Raw genomic sequence first — 15,761 nt, 5'->3', positions numbered from 1 at the left:
TCACCGCACCGACGCACCGCCGGGAGGACCGATGACCCCGCACCCACCACCGCGCCCCGCGCAGCTCGGGCCGCTGCTGGCCCGCCGTCGGCTGGCCCTGGGCTGGAGTCAGCGGCGCACCGCCGCCGAGTTGTGCGCCGCCGCGGGGGTGCCGACGTTGAGCCGGCACGAGGTATCGAGGTGGGAGAGACAGCGGCGGGTGCCCGGCGGCTTCTGGCTCGGCTGGCTCGCCGTCGTGCTGGACGTACCCCTGGTGGTGCTCGCCGGGGCCGCGGCCGCCACCCGGCGGGCCACCCCGACGCGCGCCGCGGTCCGGGGCGGCGGGCCGCCGGGCCCCGGTGGCCGGCCGGGCGGACGGGCCCGGGCCGCCCCGGCGGGAGTACGCGTGGCGGTGGAGCGCGAGCGTCGGCGACCGGCTAGCGTCGTGGCGTGACCCACGCTGCTCCCGTCTCTCCCGTCGACCGCGCCGACCTGCGGCAGCGGGTCGACAAGGCTCTCACCGAGTTCCTGGCCGGCCAGCGGACCCGGCTGATCCAGGTGGACGACGCCCTGGTCGAGGTGGCGGAGGCGATCGAGGCGTTCGTGCTCGGCGGTGGCAAGCGGCTGCGTCCGGCCTTCGCCTACTGGGGGTTCCGGGGTGCCGGCGGGGTGGACGGCGACCAGGTGCTCACCGCCCTGGCCTCGCTGGAGTTCGTGCAGGCCAGCGCCCTGATCCACGACGACCTGATGGACCGCTCCGACACCCGCCGCGGTGATCCGGCGGTGCATCGGCGGTTCGCCGAGCAGCATCGGGCGGCCGGCTGGGGCGGTGACCCGGACGGTTTCGGCGACGCCGCCGCGATCCTGCTCGGCGACCTGTGCCTGGTGTGGTCCGACGAGCTGCTGCACTCCGCCGGGCTGGACCTGCGGGCGGTGGCCCGGGCCCGGCCGGTCTTCGACGAGATGCGCACGGAGGTCACCGTCGGGCAGTACCTCGACGTGTTGACCCAGGTCACCGGGGACACGTCGGTGGAGCGGGCCAGCAAGGTCGCCCGGTACAAGTCGGCGAAGTACACAGTCGAGCGGCCGTTGCTGTTGGGCGCCGCGCTGGCCGACGCGCCGCCGGAGGTGTACACGGCCTACTCGGCGTACGGGCTGCCGCTGGGCGAGGCGTTCCAGCTCCGCGACGACGTGCTGGGGGTCTTCGGCGACCCGGCGCTGACCGGCAAGCCGGCCGGTGACGACCTGCGCGAGGGCAAGCGCACCTATCTGGTGGCGGCGGCCGTGGAGACCACCGACGACGCCGGGCGGGAGCTGCTGCTCAGCCAGCTCGGCGACCCCGAGCTGGACGAGCGGGGGGTGGCCCGGCTGCGCGAGCTGATCACGGCGAGCGGCGCTCTGGCCCGTACCGAGCAGCGGATCGTCACGCTCACCGACACCGCGCTGGCGGCCCTGAGCGCCGTGGACCTCGACACCGAGGCCCGCCAGGCCCTGGTGGACCTGGCGATAGCGGCGACCCGCCGAGCCGAGTGACCCCTCCCGCTTCGACCTCGCCCCCTTTCGGTGCGTTGATCATGAAATTGTTGCCAGCCCGCTCGGCGTGTCGTGGCAACAACTTCATGATCAACGAAGAGAGGACGCTGGGTCAGAAGCCGAGGGCCTGGGCGCGGCGCTTCACCTCGCGGGCCTGGTCGCCCGACAGGGCGGCCGCCGGGGTGTTGCCGGGGAGCGTGTCGTCGGGCTCGTAGAGCCAGCGCAGCGCGGCCTCGTCGTCGTAGCCGTTGTCGGAGAGCAGGTTGAGCACGCCGGGCAGGTGCTTGAGTACGGTCTCGTTGGCCACCAGGTCCGCCGGGATCCGGCGGACACCGTCGCGGCGGACCGCCAACAGCTCCCGGTCGCGGATCATCTGGTGCACCTTGCTGATCGACACGTCGAGGCGCTCGGCGACGTCGGGCAGGGTGAGCCAGCCGGCCGGGTCGGCGGGTCCGGCGAGCTCGGGGCCGGGCACGGCCTGGTCGGGTACGGGTTCGGTCACCCGGACACCCTGCCACGCCGTCGCCGCGTCGAGCCACCGGCACCCCGGACGACCGGTCGGAGCTTCGTCCCGCGTACGCCGCTGACCAGGGGACGAGGGGCGGCGAGCGCGGCGGGACGGACCGTGTCGGCCTCCGGCTGTAGCATCCTGTTCAACCTTCACCCCCTGGACACATAGACTCCCTGCCGATGGACACACAGGTCGCCGACACGTTGCTGGGCTCGCTGATCGACGGGCGCTACCGCATTCGCGGTCGCGTGGCCCGTGGCGGCATGGCGACCGTGTACACCGCCACCGACGAACGCCTTGAGCGCACCGTCGCAGTCAAGATCATTCATCCGACCCAGGCGCCCGAGGCCCGGGCCCGGATCGCCAACTTCGTGGCCCGGTTCACCGACGAGGCGAAGACCATCGCCCGGCTGACCCACCCGAACGTGGTGGCGGTCTACGACCAGGGCACCCACGCCGGCCTGCCGTACCTGGTGATGGAGTACGTGCGCGGCCGTACGCTGCGCGACGTGCTGGCTGAGCGGCGCCGCCTCAACCCGGACGAGGCGTTGGCCATCGCCGAGCAGATGCTCGCCGCGATCGCCGCCGCACACCGGGCCGGTCTGGTGCACCGCGACGTCAAGCCGGAGAACGTCCTGGTCGCCGAGGCGCCCACCGGCGGCGTCTCCAATCTGGTCGACAGCGTGGTCAAGGTGGCCGATTTCGGGTTGGCCCGGGCCGTCGAGGCGAGCGCCGACGAGGAGCAGGGCAACCAGCTGATGGCCACCGTGGCGTACGTCGCCCCGGAGCTGGTCACCGAGGGCCGCGCCGATCCGCGCACCGACGTCTACTCGGCCGGGATCGTGCTGTTCGAGATGCTCACCGGTCGGGTGCCCTACGACGGCGACCGCCCGGTGGATGTGGCCTGGCAGCACGTCGACCGTGACGTGCCGGCGCCCTCGACGCTGGTGCCGGGCCTGCCGTCGGTCCTCGACGACCTGGTACGGCGGGCCACCCGACGCGACCCGGCCGCCCGGCCCGCCGACGCCGGCGCGCTGCTGGCCGACGTGCAGGTGGCGCGGGACAACCTGGGTGACGCCAACAGCCGCACCGCCGTGCTGCGCCGGGTGACCGACGAGCCGCCGGTCTCCCAGCCGACAATGATGGTCGCCACGGTCCGGCCGGCCGAGCGCCCGGCCTGGGCCAGGCTGCCGGAGGGCGGTCAGGGGCCGGGCCGGCGGCGTGCCGCGCCGGAGCCGGCGGAGGGCCTGTGGGCCCGGCTGGCCGAGCTGCGCACCAGCGTGATGGGCGATCCGCGTGGCCGGCGGGCCGTCGCGGCCGTGGTGGTGGCGTTGGGCCTGGTGGTCGCGCTGGGTGGTTGGTGGCTCGGCGTCGGGCGGTACACGTCCGCCCCGCAGCTGGTCAGCCTGACCAAGGCCGAGGCGCAGGCGCAGGCCGACCGGGCCGGGCTCACCCTGGCGTACGGCGAGCCGCGTTTCGACGAGAAGGTCCCGAAGGACAGCGTGCTGGGGCAGAGCCCGGCGTCGTCCGCCAAGATCGTCAAGGGCAGCACGATCACCCTGACCCTCTCACTGGGCCCGGAGCGCTTCCCCGTGCCTGACGTGATCGGCAAGGAGTACGAGCTGGCCGAGGCCGACCTGGTCAACGCGAAGCTGGTGGTGGCCAAGGGCGCCTCCCGCTACGACGACACACTCCCGGCCGGGGTCGTCCTGGACAGCTCCCCCAAGGTGGGCGCCGAGGTCAAACCGGGTGCGAAGATCACGCTGATCCTGAGTCGGGGCCGCGCCCCGGTGTCGGTGCCGAACCTGGTCGGCAAGAGCCTCACCGAGGCCCGTACCACCCTGACCGGGCTCGGCCTGGTGCCGGTGGAGACGTTCAAGGACTCCGACAAGCCCAAGGACGAGATTCTGGGGCAGAGCCCGGCCGACGGCGCCGGCGTGGAGAAGGGCACCCAGGTCAAGCTGGAGGTCAGCAAGGGTCCACCGCTGGCGGTCGTGCCCCGGGTCATCGACCTGCCCTGCCAGCAGGCCAAGCAGGTGCTGGAGAGCCAGGGCTACCCGGTGACCATCGCGCTCAACCCGAACGCGGTGGTCCGGATCCAGGCCCCCGGTGAGAATTCGCAGGTGCCGCCGGGCACCCCGGTCGTCATCACGTGCTTCTGATGCCGACGGTCCACTCGCGTCCGGTGGGCGCGCACACCTCCACCTCCGGTGGGCTGGCGAAGGCCGCCCTGCCGTACGCCGACGCGACCGGCGCGCAGGTGGTGCAGGTCTACGTCTCCAACTCGCGGGGCTGGGCGCTGCCCGCCGGTGACCCCGCACAGGACGCGCTGTTCCGGCAGGGCTGCGTCGAACGGGGCATCCCCGCGTACATCCACGCGTCGCTGCTGGTAAACCTGGGCTCACCCACCCCGGCCACGGTCGAGAAGTCGGCGCAGACCCTGGAGCACGCGCTGCGCCGGGGCATGGCGATCGGCGCCCGGGCGGTGGTGTTCCACGCGGGCAGTTCGGTGGATGAGGGGCACGCCGAGGAGGCGATGCGGCAGGTCCGCCGGGAGCTGCTGCCGCTGCTCGACCGGGCCGCCGAGACGGGCGGGCCGATGCTGCTGGTCGAGCCGAGCGCGGGCGGTGGCCGGTCGCTCGCCTCCCGGGTGGAGCAGCTCGGACCGTACCTGGACGCGGTGGACCGGCACCCCATGCTCGGGGTCTGCTTCGACACCTGCCACGCCTGGGCGGCCGGGCACGACCTGGCCGCCGAGGGCGGCATGACGGCCACCCTGGACACGCTTGTGGCGACCGTGGGCGCGGACCGGCTGCGGCTGGTGCACGCCAACGACTCGAAGGACCTGTGCGGCTCCACCCGGGACCGGCACGAGAACATCGGCAAGGGCACCATCGGCGAGCCGGCCTTCGCCGAGCTGATGGCCCACCCGGCCACCGCCGGCGTCCCGATCGTCGTGGAGACCCCGAGCGAGAAGCACGTGGGCCACGCCGCCGACATCGAAACCCTCATCCGCCTCCGCCCGTCACCGCCGGGTTGATCAAGAGGTTTGCGTCATCCGGGGACCGGAATCTGACGCAAACCTCTTGATCACCGCGGTCTGGCGTTACGCCGACAGGACGCGGGGCAGGGCTGCGACCGCGCGGTCGATGTCCGCGTCGTCGACGCCCAGGTGGGTGACCAGGCGTGCGGTACGGGGGCCGAGCACCGAGATCAGGATGCCCTCGGCCCGCGCGGCGGCGGCCAGGGCACGCGCGTCCAGCGCGTGCTTCGTCAGGTCCAGTGCGACGAGGTTGGTGCGGACCGGGGTGGCGAGCACCCCGAACGGCGCGATCACCTCGGCGAGCCGGGCCGCCCGGGCGTGGTCGTCGGCCAGCCGGTCGATGTGGTGCGCGAGCGCGTACCGGCCGGCGGCGGCGAGCACACCGGCCTGACGCATACCGCCGCCCATCCGCTTGCGGATCATCCGAGCCCGGCCGATCTTCTCGGCGCTGCCCACCACAAGCGAACCGACAGGCGCGCCGAGCCCCTTGGACAGGCAGACCGACACGGTGTCGAAGAGCTGGCCGTACTCGATCAGGGGCACCCCGTCCGCGACGTGCGCGTGCCAGATCCGGGCGCCGTCGCAGTGCAGCGCGACCCCCGCCTCGTCGGCGACGCCGCGCAGGTCCCGCAGCGTGGCGAGGGGGATCACCCCACCGCCGCCGCGGTTGTGGGTCTGCTCGACCGCGATGGCGCGGGTGGGGACGGCGAAGTAGCCGTCGGGACGGATCATCCGGGCGACCGTCTCCGGGTCGATGTCCGCGCCGACCGCCGGCCAGGTCCGCGAGGAGATCCCGCCGTACGCGGCGGCGGCGCCGATCTCGTACGTCACCACGTGCGCGTCGGCGTCGCAGAGCAGCTCGTCACCGGGCGACACCAGCAGTTGCAGGGCGATCTGGTTGGCCATCGACCCGCTCGGGGCGAACAACGCCGCCTCGTGGCCGAACAGCGCGGCAACCTCGGCCTCCAACGCGTTGACCGTCGGGTCCTCGCCGTAGACGTCGTCGCCGACGTCGGCGGTGGCCATCGCCTCCCGCATCCCGGCGGTGGGCCGGGTCACCGTGTCGGACCGCAGGTCAACAAGATCAGCCACGCAGCATCTCCGCTACCAGGAAGGCCAGCTCCAGCGACTGCTGGGTGTTCAGTCGCGGGTCGCAGGCGGTTTCGTACCGGTCGGGCAGGTCGAGGTCCTCGATGCCCTGGGCGCCACCGAGGCACTCGGTGACGTCCTCGCCGGTCAACTCGACGTGCAGACCACCGGGGTGGGTGTCCAGGCCCCGGTGCACCTCGAAGTAGCCAAGCACCTCGTCGACGATCCGGTCGAAGTGCCGGGTCTTGTACCCGTTGGACGACTCGTGGGTGTTGCCGTGCATCGGGTCGCACTGCCAAACGACCTTCGCGCCGGCGGCGGTGACCTTGGCCACGATCGGCGGCAGGGCGTCGCGTACGCGGTGGTTGCCCATCCGGCTGATCAGGGTCAACCGGCCGGGCACATTGTCCGGGTTGAGCTTCTCGCACAGCTCGATCGCCTCGTCCGGCGACGTGGTGGGGCCGAGCTTCACGCCGATCGGGTTGGCGATGCGGGAGATGAAGTCGATGTGCGCGCCGCTGATCTGCCGGGTGCGCTCGCCGATCCAGAGGAAGTGCCCGGAGAGCCCGTACGCCCGGCGGTCGGAGACCCGGGTCAGCGCCCGGTCGTACTCCAGGGCGAGGGCCTCGTGGGAGCAGTAGAGCGTGACGGTCCGCAGCGCCTCGTCGTCGGTCATCCCGCAGGCCCGGATGAAGGCCAACGCCCGGTCGATCTCCCGGGCGATCGCCTCGTAGCGCTCCCCCGCCGGGGAGTTCTTCACGAACCCCTTGTTCCAGTCGTGCACGGCGTGCAGGTCGGCGAGCCCACCGGCGAGGTACGCCCGGAGCATGTTCATGGCCGCCGCCGAGTTGGCGTACGCCCGGATCATGCGCTGCGGGTCGGCGACCCGGGCGGCCGGGTCGGCCTCCAGCGAGTTGATCATGTCGCCGCGGTAGGCGGGCAGGCCACGCGCGTCAGTGGGCAGCGAACGGGGCTTGGTGTACTGGCCGGCGACCCGGGCGACCTTGACCACCGGCAGCGACGCGCCGTAGGTGAGCACGATTGCCATCTGGAGCAGGGTGCGGGCGTTGGCCAGCAGGTGACTCTCGGTGTTGTCGACGAACGTCTCGGCGCAGTCACCGCCCTGGAGCAGGAACGCCTTGCCCTCGCAGACCAGGGCCAGCTTCTGCCGCAGCTGGTCCACCTCGTAGGGCGCGACGACCGACGGCACGGTGTCGAGGACCTTGCAGACCTCGGCCACGGCAGCCGGGTCGGACCACGGCGGGATCTGCTCGCGGGGCAACTCCCGCCACCGGTCCAGGCCGAGGGCGGCGTCCTCGGCGGAGTCGACGGTCGGTCGGCTGGTCTGCAGGCCCGGGCTACCCACCGCGGGATGGCTCAGCTGATGCCACTCATGGCGCATGAGAGAAAGCGTACGGCGACGGCCGGCGCGCGTGGTCGGCGAGGGGGACGGTTCCGGCAGGTGGGAGATCCATCCCGGTGGGCGACGGTCAGGACGCAGGCGACGGAGCGCCGCCTGGTGCCGCGTCGCCGGCCGGGGCGCTACCGGGTGCCGCGTCGCCACCTGGCGCCTCCCCCGCGATGCACCAGTCACCCCCGTCGCGGGTGACGGTGAACACCAGCGGCCGGGTGATCGTGCGCTTGCCGGCGGCCACCGAGACCGAGACGCTGACCTCCTGCCCGCGCGGGCCCGGCTGGACGGCGGTGATGGCCGCCTCGGGCACCTCGAAGTGATCGGCGAAGTCGCCGTTGGGGCCGGTGGCGCTCAGGTCGAACCCGTCCTGGAGCAGCGCGCAGAGCTGGCCGCGGCCGGCGGCGACGTCCTTGGCGATCATCGCGTCGAGGTACGCCTGCACGCGCTCACGGGACTTGGCGGCGGCCTCCTCGGCGGGAGCCTTCTCCGGCTTGGCCGCCTGCTCCTCGTCACCGCCGCCGATGCCGCAGCCGACCAGGGAGACCGGCAGCAGCACAAGACCGGCGGCGGTCGCCGCCAACCTGCGGTGGGTCGGGCGCATGACCACCTCCGTCGACCGTGCCATCGAGACGTGCCGAGCCGCGAGTCTGCCACATCGGGCCGGCCCGGGCCCAACGCCGTCGGCCCGGCCGACGCTGGGCGTCGACCGGGCCGGTGCGTGACGGGCGGGGAGGGACGGTGCGAGCCCCTCCCCGCCGTGTGGGTGTTGCGTCGGCCCTCGGCTCAGCCGAGACCGCCCTTGATGGCGCCGATGAGTTCACCGTTGCCGGTGTCACCGGAGAGTTCCCAGAAGAACGCGCCACCGAGGCCCTGGTTGTTCGCGTACGTCATCTTGCCGTTGATGGTCGACGGGGTGTCGTAGCTCCACCAGTTGCTGCCGCACTTGGCGTACGCGGTGCCGGCGATCGTGCCGGTGGCCGGGCAGGTGTTCTTGAGGACCTTGTAGTCCTCGATGCCCGCCTCGTACGTGCCCGGCGCCGCGCCGGTGGCACTGCCGCCCGGTGCGGCCTGGGTGACACCGGTCCAGCCCCGCCCGTAGAAGCCGATGCCGAGCAGCAGCTTGTTGGCCGGGATGCCCTTGCTCTTGAGCTTCTGGATCGCCGCGTCGGAGTTGAAGCCCTGCTGCGGGATCCCGGTGTACGAGGTGAGCGGCGAGTGCGGCGCCGTCGGCCCCTGGGCGGCGAACGCGCCGAAGTAGTCGTACGTCATCGGCATCAGCCAGTTGAGGTTGCCGATGGCGCCGGCGTAGTCGGCGGCGTCGATCTTGCCGCCGTTGCTGCCGTCCGCGGTGATGGCGGCGGTGACCAGGGCGTTGGAGCCGAACCTCGACCGCAGCGCGCTGATCACGTTCTTGAACGCGTTCGGGCCGCTGCTGTCACAGGTCAGGCCGCAGGCGTTGGGATACTCCCAGTCGACATCGATGCCGTCGAAGACGTCGGCCCAGCGCGGGTCCTCGACCAGGTTGTAGCAGCTCTCGGCGAACGCGGCCGGGTTCTGCGCGGCTTGGGTGAAGCCGCCGGACCAGGTCCAGCCGCCGAACGACCAGATCACCTTGAGGTGCGGGTTCATCTGCTTGAGCTTGCGCAGCTGGTTGAAGCTGCCGCGCAGCGGCTGGTCCCAGGTGTCGGCGACGCCGTCCACGCTGTCCGCCGCGGTGTACGCCTTCTCGTAGTCGGCGTAGCTGTCACCGATGGCGCAACGGCCGCCGGTGGTGTTGCCGAAGGCGTACAGGATGTGGGTCAGCTTGGCGGCCGAGCCGCTGGTCTGGATGTTCTTGACGTGGTAGTTGCGGGCGTAGACGCCCCACTCGGCGAAGTAGCCGACGACCTTCTTGCCACCCGGGTTCGGCGGGGTGGTGGTCGGCGGGGTGGTCCCACCGCCGCACGCGGCGCCGTTGATGGTGCAGTTCAGCGGCGCCTTGTACGCGCCGGTGCCGTTGTAGCCCCAGCTGAACGACGCGCCGGGGGCCAGGGCGCCGGCCCAGCTCTTCTTGACCGCGACGTAGTGGTTGCCGCTGCTGGTGACGTCGGCGTCCCAGGCGCTGCTGACGGTGGTCCCCGACGGCAGGTCGAACTCGATGCGCCAGGTGGTGACGGTGGCGCTGGAGCCGTTGGTGATGGTCACCTTCGTCTCGTGACCGGTCCCCCAGTCCTGCGCCTTGGTGAACGTGGTGGTGACCGTGCCGGCGCCGAACGCGGTGGTCATCGGCACCGCTGCGACGGTCACGGCGACCACGGCACCGGCCCAGAGGGCCCGGCGGAGCGATCTTTTCATGAGGCGTCTCCCGAACTGTTAGGAAACTTTCCAAAAGAGATTGGTGAGACGGTACTCACAGCGTCATCACTTCGTCAAGATGCGCATGTTTCGATTTCCTTTGATGCGTGGAGTACCCCCGCGCCCCGTCCCGACCCCCCGACGCCTGACGCGTAGCCTCGGACCATGACCGTCTTCGACATCCCGATCGACGCCCTCAACGGCGGCCCTGCGGACCTGGACCGCTACCGCGGCAAGGCGCTCCTGGTCGTCAACGTGGCCTCCCGCTGCGGCCTCACCCCCCAGTACGCCGGCCTCCAGGCGCTCGCCGACTCGTACGCCGAGCGCGGTCTGGTGGTGCTCGGCGTGCCGTGCAACCAGTTCGCCGGGCAGGAGCCGGGCACCGCCGCCGAGATCAGCGACTTCTGCCAGGTCAACTACGGGGTGAGCTTCCCGCTGACCGAGAAGGTCGACGTCAACGGCCCCGAGCGGCACCCGCTCTACGCCGCGCTGGTGGACACTCCGGACGCCGACGGGCACACCGGGGACGTGCGGTGGAACTTCGAGAAGTTCCTGGTGGCCCCGGACGGGACGGTCGCCGCCCGCTTCGCCCCCACGGTCACCCCGGACTCCGACGACCTGCGCGCCGCGATCGAGAAGGCCCTCCCCGCCTGAGCGCCAGTGATCAAGAGGTTTGCGTCAGGCGCGGCGGCGTCCACACCGCCGCGCCCACCGTCGCCCCGCCGTCGACCACCCGCACGAACCGCTCGTCACCGGAGAGTGGCACGTCCCCGGAGAGCCGGTCGGCGACGAGCGTGAGCAGTACGTTGTGCAGGACGGGCTCGCGGCGCAACCAGGCGCCCGCCGTGCCGGCGAAGGCCGCGAGATCCTCGACGAGACAGCGCATGCCCGGCAGTGTGCGCAGCCGGCCGGCAGCGCGGCAACCGGATAACCCACCATCTCGGTCGGGAATGCGTCGCGGGTGGACGGAGTTGGGAACGAGCATGACAACTGTGGGACTGATCGGCAGCGGCAACATCGGCGGCACCGTGGCCCGGCTGGCGGTGGACGCCGGCTACGACGTGGTGCTGAGCAACTCGCGGGGGCCGGAAACCCTCCAGGGCCTCGTCGACGAGCTGGGCGAGCACGCCAGCGCCGGCACCGCCCAGGACGCGGCCCGGGTCGGTGACCTCGTGGTGGTCAGCGTGCCGCTGAAGGCGTACCGCGCGGTGCCCGTGGAGCCGCTGGCCGGCAAGGTCGTCATCGACACCAACAACTACTACCCGCAGCGCGACGGAAACCTCCCCGAGCTGGACTCCGGTGAGACCACCAGCAGCGAACTGCTCCAGCGGCACCTGCCCGACTCCCGGGTGGTGAAGGTCTTCAACAACATCTACTTCAAGGGCCTGGCCGCGCTGCCCCGGCCGTCCGCCGCCGCCGACCGCAGCGCTCTCGCCATCGCCGGTGACGACGCCGCCGCGAAGGCCGAGGTGACCGCCTTCCTGGACCGGATCGGGTACGACGCGGTCGACGTGGGCCCGCTCGCCGAGGGGTGGCGCTACCAGCCCGACACCCCGGCGTACGGCACCCTCTACTCCGCCAGCCCCACCGACTGGGAGCACCCGGCACCGGGCGACGCCGAGAAGCTGCGCGCCGCCCTGGCCGCCGCCACCCGCTGACCCACCGCAGCCGCCCTCCGGCGACCGCCTACCTGGTGGCCGTACGGAGGGCGTCGGCGAGTTCGTCGTCGTAGCTGGCGATCGGCTGGCCGTCCGAGGCGTACGCCACGAGCCGCCCCTGCGCCATCGTCGCCGAGCGGAACGAGAACGTCCGCGTTCCCGGGTAGGCGGGGAGCAGCGGAACGGCCCGAGGTGCCCCGCCCGGGGCCGAGTAGTACTCCAGGCGGGTCACCTGCGGGGAGACCACGCCGTTGACCCGGACCTTTGTCTTCTCCGCACGGGTGCCGAAGGTGACCGGTGCGTCGGTGGCGTACGCGGCGCACTCGGCGGCCCCCCGGCAGACGAAGAAGTACCGGGGGTTGACCACGTCGTCGAGGGTGTACGCCTTGAAGGTCGGGTCGGCGCCGGCCGGCAGCGGCTGCACGGCGAAGAACGCGACAGCCACGGTCGCCGTGACACCCACCCGCAGCCACGCCTGTCCGGCGGCCGGTCGTCTGCTCGTACGCCTGGCGGCGACGGCGACACCGCCGAAGCCGACCAGGCACAGCAGGCACACGCCGACGGCGCGGGCGTTCTCGAACAGGAACTGCACGCCCGGCCGCGTCGAGATCGGGCTGAGGATCGCGCCCAGCGAGACGACCATGGCGGCGAGCAGCGCCGTGCCGGCGGCCCGTTGGGCGACACCGGACGCGCCGATCAGCAGCATCGCGGCGAGCACCGGCCACACCTGGTGGTGGGTCCAGGACACCGGCGACGCGGCCACCGTGGCGCAGCCGACGAGCACGGCGGCGTGCCCGGGGCGGCCCTGCCGCGTCAACTGCCGGGCCCGCAGCAGCGCCGCCGCGCAGATCACCGCGACCAGGCCGGCCCAGAGCAGGGGCAGCGTCGACTCCTCGACGCCGACGCGCAGCAGCATCCCGTGCAGGGACTGGTTGCCCAGCGAGGCCAGGTTGCCGATCCGGGAGGTCTGCCGGACGGCCTCGGTCCAGTACGTCCAACTCTCGCCGGGCAGCACGATCGCGGCGAGCCCGGCGCAGGCCACGAAGGTCCCGGCGGCCCGGGCGGCGTCGCGGTAACGGCCGACGGCGAGGAAGTAGACCACGAACAGCAGCGGGGTGAGCTTGATGGCCGCAGCCACCCCGACGAGCGTCCCGCGCAGCCGGGGTGCAAGGACGCCCATCCCGTCCAGCAGGGCCATCAGCACGATGAAGATGCTGACCTGACCGAACCGCAGGTTGCTCTGCACCGGCGCGGAGAGCATCAGCACCGTGGCCGCCACCGCCACGACCAGCGGCCGCCGGGAACGTCGGGTGCTCAGCGCGACACCGACCGACGCGGCGATGGCGACCACCGCCGCGCACGTCGCCACCAGCCAGAACCCCTGCACCACGCCCTCGCTGACGGCGGTCATCGGGCCCAGCACGAGGGCGGCGAACGGCGGGTAGGTGAACGGCCCCCCGTTCTCCGCCACATACCCGTACAGCGGCCTGCCGGCGTGCAGGTCGGACAGCGCGCCGTAGTAGATGTGCAGGTCGGAGAGACGATCCGGACGGTCCAGTACGAGCACACAGGACACCAGCGCGACGACGACGAAGGCCGCCCACGCCAGTGTCACCCGGCGATCCCGCATCGACCGAGAATAGGCGAACAGGAATGCCCTCGGCGTCCCTGCCCGCCCACGGGTTCGGACGTTGGGCTTTCCGCGGCGCGGGTCAGCGATGCTCCGGCACGGGCGCTACCTCTGAAAAAGCACCGATGCGACCTCCGCGATGATGCCGAGAGCCCAATCAAGCTGCGGGCAGTCATGACGGCCTCGGCACTCCAGGCAACCGCCCGCCTGCCAGGGCTGATCAGGTGCCCTGCACCAGTGAGCGTCGATGATCCGCTTTGCCGTGAAAAGCTCGGTTGCCCTGGAGACCGGCTCGTCGATCGCCACCGTTCGCACCTTCCCGTGATCACGAAGCGCGCACCCTGGAGGGCGGAGTCCATGCGTCGCGCCCTCCAGGGTGGACAGACCGGAAACCTCGGGGTGCTGAAGTCCAGAAGCGCCCGATCTCTGTCTCACTGTATCCACTGTCTCACTGTAGTCAGGTTCTCACTGTGGTCACGCGAACCGAGTCGTCGCTTGTCCTGTCCACGTCCGGACTGGAAACATGATCTCCGCTGAAGTCCAGGAGAGCTGATCATGCCAACCAGACCACCGCACTACCGCCGGGTTGCCGACGACATTGAGCGGAAGATCAACTCCGGGGAGTACCCGCCCGGTCATCAACTACCCTCAGTCTCGGAGATCGGCGAGATCTACAACGTCGCGCGGTCAACCGCCTACCGCGCCGTCCGCGAGCTTCACCAACGGAACCTGGTCTACGGCCAGCAGGGGCAGGGCGTGTTCGTCGCCGAGGCGGAGTAGCCGGCGCCAGCCCGCTCGTTCTGCCCTCGGAACAATCGGTGGCCGCTCGCCGGACGTCCGTCCGTAGCATCGGCGGATGGGAGTGACGAGCACACCGGCGTACGACGCCCACGCGGACTGGTACGAGGGGTTCATCTCCGGAGGCGGCGATTATCTGCGGCGGGTGCACGCGACCGTCGGAGATCTGCTCGGAACGGGCGAAGGGACCTGCCTCGACATCTGCTGCGGCACCGGCGCCCACGCGTCGGTGCCGGCGGGTCTGGGCTGGACACCCGTCGGGGTGGACCTGTCCGGCGGGCAGCTGCGGCATACCCGTGGACGGCTTCCGGTCGTCCGGGGTGACGCCGCCATGCTGCCGATCGCCGACGCGTCCACGCCGGCGGCGATGTGCGTGCTGTCCAGCACCGACGTGCCGGACTACCCGGCCGTGCTGCGCGAGGCCGCGCGGGTGCTGCGCCCTGGCGGACGGTTCGTGCACGTCGGTGTGCACCCCTGCTTCGTGGGCGCGTTCGCCGACTGGGGTCGGCACCCGAGGGTCGTCGTCGACGAACGGTACGCGTACCGGACCCGCAGCTTCGACAGCTGGAACACCAGCGGCGTTCGGGTGCGGGTCGGCGCCTGGCACGTGCCGCTCGCCGACCTGCTCAACGCGACCACCTCCGCCGGCCTCCGGTTGGCCCGGGTCGTCGAGGCCGGACCGGGCGGCGTACCGGACCTGTTCGGCTTCCTCGCGGTGCGGTAGCGACACCAGCCCAAGATCGTGCTCGATCCTTGATGTAGTGGCATCCCCACGACACCGAGACCACTACTTCCAGGATCGAGCACGATCTTGCGGCGGGGCGGCGGGGGCGCCGGCGCGGGGAGAAAACTTGCTGCGGCAACTTGCGCTGAAGTCCTGTTCACGGGACTCTGATCCCTGGGTGTTGCCGCCCGCTCACCGAACGTGCCCCCGGAGGCGACATGCACAAGCTTCGTACCGCGCCCCGCCGGCTGTTGGCCGGCGCTGGCGCGCTCCTTCTCGGCACCGCCCTCGCCGCCGCCGGCACGCCGGTGCCGGCCAGCGCTGCCAGCACGTCCGTGCCCGTCGGCGCGCCCGCGCCGGTCAGCGCCGCCGGCGCGGACACCGTCGGATACGTCCGGCTCGCCCACCTCTCCCCCGACACGCCGGCCGTTGATGTCTACCTGTCCGCGCCGAACGCCCCGAAACCGCAGGTCTTCCCCGGGGTGGGCTACGGCGTGGTCTCGGACTACCTGTCGCTACCTCCGGGCCGCTACGCCGTGGCGATGCGCGAGGCCGGCGCTCCCGCCACCGATCCTCCGGTGCTCACCACCGAGGTGGCGGTGACCAGCGGCGACGCCTACACGGTGGCCGGTGTCGGCCGACATGCCGACCTCGGTCTGCGGGTGCTCACCGACGACCTCAGCGCACCCACCGACGGCCGCGCCAAGGTTCGTGTCGTGCAGGCCTCGGTGCGCACGCCGGTGCTGGACGTGGCGGCCGCCGACGGTCCGATGATCGCCAACGGGGTGCAGTTCGCCACGACGACCGATTACCAGCAGGTCGAGCCGGGCAGTTGGCGTCTGAAGCTGACCGGGGCGGGTGGGCCGAGCACCGACGCCGAGGTGCGGCTCACCGGTGGCGCGGTCTACTCGCTGCTGGTGCTCGACTCCAAGCAGGGCGGGCTCACCGCCGAGCTGCGCCGCGACGCCGAGGGTGGGACGGTCGTCCCGGCGGGCGGGGTGGACACCGGCGCCGGTGGCACCGCCAGGGGCGGGCTCGACGCGTACCC

General features: G+C 72.0%; 17 protein-coding genes. 9 read left to right on the top strand and 8 right to left on the bottom strand.

The window, feature by feature from the left end; all coding sequences use genetic code 11:
• On the top strand, nt 1–433 hold a 433-nt coding region (locus FHG89_RS28165; RefSeq protein WP_208761136.1), incomplete at its 5' end, for a helix-turn-helix domain-containing protein.
• Entirely contained in the window at nt 430–1,512 is a 1,083-nt protein-coding gene (locus FHG89_RS28160; protein ID WP_139587436.1) for a polyprenyl synthetase family protein, read from the top strand. The genes FHG89_RS28165 and FHG89_RS28160, both read left to right, overlap by 4 nt.
• Nucleotides 1,513–1,624: 112 nt before the next feature.
• Here the strand turns inward: FHG89_RS28160 and FHG89_RS28155 are convergent, their stop codons facing one another.
• Nucleotides 1,625–2,014, bottom strand: a complete 390-nt coding sequence (locus tag FHG89_RS28155) for an Rv2175c family DNA-binding protein (protein WP_139587435.1) — start codon at nt 2,012–2,014, stop codon at nt 1,625–1,627.
• A 188-nt stretch (nt 2,015–2,202) separates the two neighbouring features.
• Between FHG89_RS28155 and pknB the strand changes: the two genes are divergently transcribed.
• Both pknB and FHG89_RS28145 read left to right on the top strand, forming a co-directional pair.
• Nucleotides 2,203–4,185, top strand: a complete 1,983-nt coding sequence (pknB, locus tag FHG89_RS28150) for a Stk1 family PASTA domain-containing Ser/Thr kinase (protein ID WP_139587434.1) — start codon at nt 2,203–2,205, stop codon at nt 4,183–4,185.
• Nucleotides 4,185–5,063, top strand: a complete 879-nt coding sequence (locus FHG89_RS28145; protein ID WP_139587433.1) for a deoxyribonuclease IV — start codon at nt 4,185–4,187, stop codon at nt 5,061–5,063. The genes pknB and FHG89_RS28145 overlap by 1 nt, the downstream gene beginning before the upstream one ends.
• A gap of 66 nt (nt 5,064–5,129) precedes the next feature.
• On the opposite strand, the gene FHG89_RS28140 is transcribed toward FHG89_RS28145, so the two are convergent.
• The 4 genes from FHG89_RS28140 to FHG89_RS28125 form a co-directional block, all read right to left on the bottom strand.
• On the bottom strand, nt 5,130–6,158 hold the full coding sequence (locus FHG89_RS28140) for a threonine aldolase family protein (RefSeq protein WP_139587432.1): 1,029 nt from the start codon (nt 6,156–6,158) through the stop codon (nt 5,130–5,132).
• Nucleotides 6,151–7,557, bottom strand: a complete 1,407-nt coding sequence (locus FHG89_RS28135) for a class II 3-deoxy-7-phosphoheptulonate synthase (protein WP_139587431.1) — start codon at nt 7,555–7,557, stop codon at nt 6,151–6,153. Before FHG89_RS28135 ends, FHG89_RS28140 begins: the two co-directional genes overlap by 8 nt.
• Before the next feature lie 88 nt (nt 7,558–7,645).
• Nucleotides 7,646–8,170: a nuclear transport factor 2 family protein gene (locus tag FHG89_RS28130; RefSeq protein ID WP_139587430.1), complete on the bottom strand. Its 525-nt coding sequence runs from the start codon at nt 8,168–8,170 to the stop codon at nt 7,646–7,648.
• Between the two features lie 182 nt (nt 8,171–8,352).
• Nucleotides 8,353–9,903, bottom strand: a complete 1,551-nt coding sequence (locus FHG89_RS28125; RefSeq protein WP_139587429.1) for a glycosyl hydrolase family 18 protein — start codon at nt 9,901–9,903, stop codon at nt 8,353–8,355.
• 165 nt (nt 9,904–10,068) lie between these two features.
• On the opposite strand from FHG89_RS28125, the gene FHG89_RS28120 reads away from it, so the two are divergent.
• Nucleotides 10,069–10,557, top strand: coding sequence for a glutathione peroxidase (locus FHG89_RS28120; protein WP_139587428.1), 489 nt, complete (start codon nt 10,069–10,071; stop codon nt 10,555–10,557).
• A 10-nt stretch (nt 10,558–10,567) separates the two neighbouring features.
• On the opposite strand, the gene FHG89_RS28115 is transcribed toward FHG89_RS28120, so the two are convergent.
• A complete protein-coding gene (locus FHG89_RS28115; RefSeq protein ID WP_139587427.1) occupies nt 10,568–10,789 on the bottom strand; it encodes a hypothetical protein in 222 nt (73 codons plus the stop codon).
• A gap of 97 nt (nt 10,790–10,886) precedes the next feature.
• Here FHG89_RS28115 and FHG89_RS28110 point away from each other — a divergent pair, with 97 nt between their 5' ends.
• Nucleotides 10,887–11,561: an NADPH-dependent F420 reductase gene (locus FHG89_RS28110; RefSeq protein WP_139587426.1), complete on the top strand. Its 675-nt coding sequence runs from the start codon at nt 10,887–10,889 to the stop codon at nt 11,559–11,561.
• Nucleotides 11,562–11,589: 28 nt separating this feature from the next.
• On the opposite strand, the gene FHG89_RS28105 is transcribed toward FHG89_RS28110, so the two are convergent.
• Together FHG89_RS28105 and FHG89_RS28100 are read right to left on the bottom strand one after the other, a co-directional pair.
• A complete protein-coding gene (locus FHG89_RS28105) occupies nt 11,590–13,191 on the bottom strand; it encodes a glycosyltransferase 87 family protein (RefSeq protein ID WP_139587425.1) in 1,602 nt (533 codons plus the stop codon).
• A 105-nt stretch (nt 13,192–13,296) separates the two neighbouring features.
• Nucleotides 13,297–13,497 carry a hypothetical protein gene (locus tag FHG89_RS28100; protein WP_139587424.1) on the bottom strand — a complete coding sequence of 67 codons (201 nt, stop codon included), beginning with the start codon at nt 13,495–13,497 and terminating at the stop codon, nt 13,297–13,299.
• Between the two features lie 249 nt (nt 13,498–13,746).
• On the opposite strand from FHG89_RS28100, the gene FHG89_RS28095 reads away from it, so the two are divergent.
• From FHG89_RS28095 to FHG89_RS28085, 3 genes are all read left to right on the top strand, one after another.
• Nucleotides 13,747–13,971, top strand: coding sequence for a GntR family transcriptional regulator (locus FHG89_RS28095; RefSeq protein ID WP_139587423.1), 225 nt, complete (start codon nt 13,747–13,749; stop codon nt 13,969–13,971).
• A gap of 76 nt (nt 13,972–14,047) precedes the next feature.
• Nucleotides 14,048–14,713: a class I SAM-dependent methyltransferase gene (locus FHG89_RS28090; protein ID WP_139587422.1), complete on the top strand. Its 666-nt coding sequence runs from the start codon at nt 14,048–14,050 to the stop codon at nt 14,711–14,713.
• Nucleotides 14,714–14,931: 218 nt separating this feature from the next.
• The coding region (locus FHG89_RS28085; RefSeq protein WP_139587421.1) for a DUF4397 domain-containing protein at nt 14,932–15,761 on the top strand (830 nt) is incomplete at its 3' end.

Origin of the sequence: Micromonospora orduensis, from assembly GCF_006228125.1 — a bacterium.
Classification (GTDB): Bacteria; Actinomycetota; Actinomycetes; order Mycobacteriales; family Micromonosporaceae; genus Micromonospora; species Micromonospora orduensis.
Note: the sequence above shows the minus strand (reverse complement) of the source record. Positions and strands in the feature narration are given on the sequence as shown.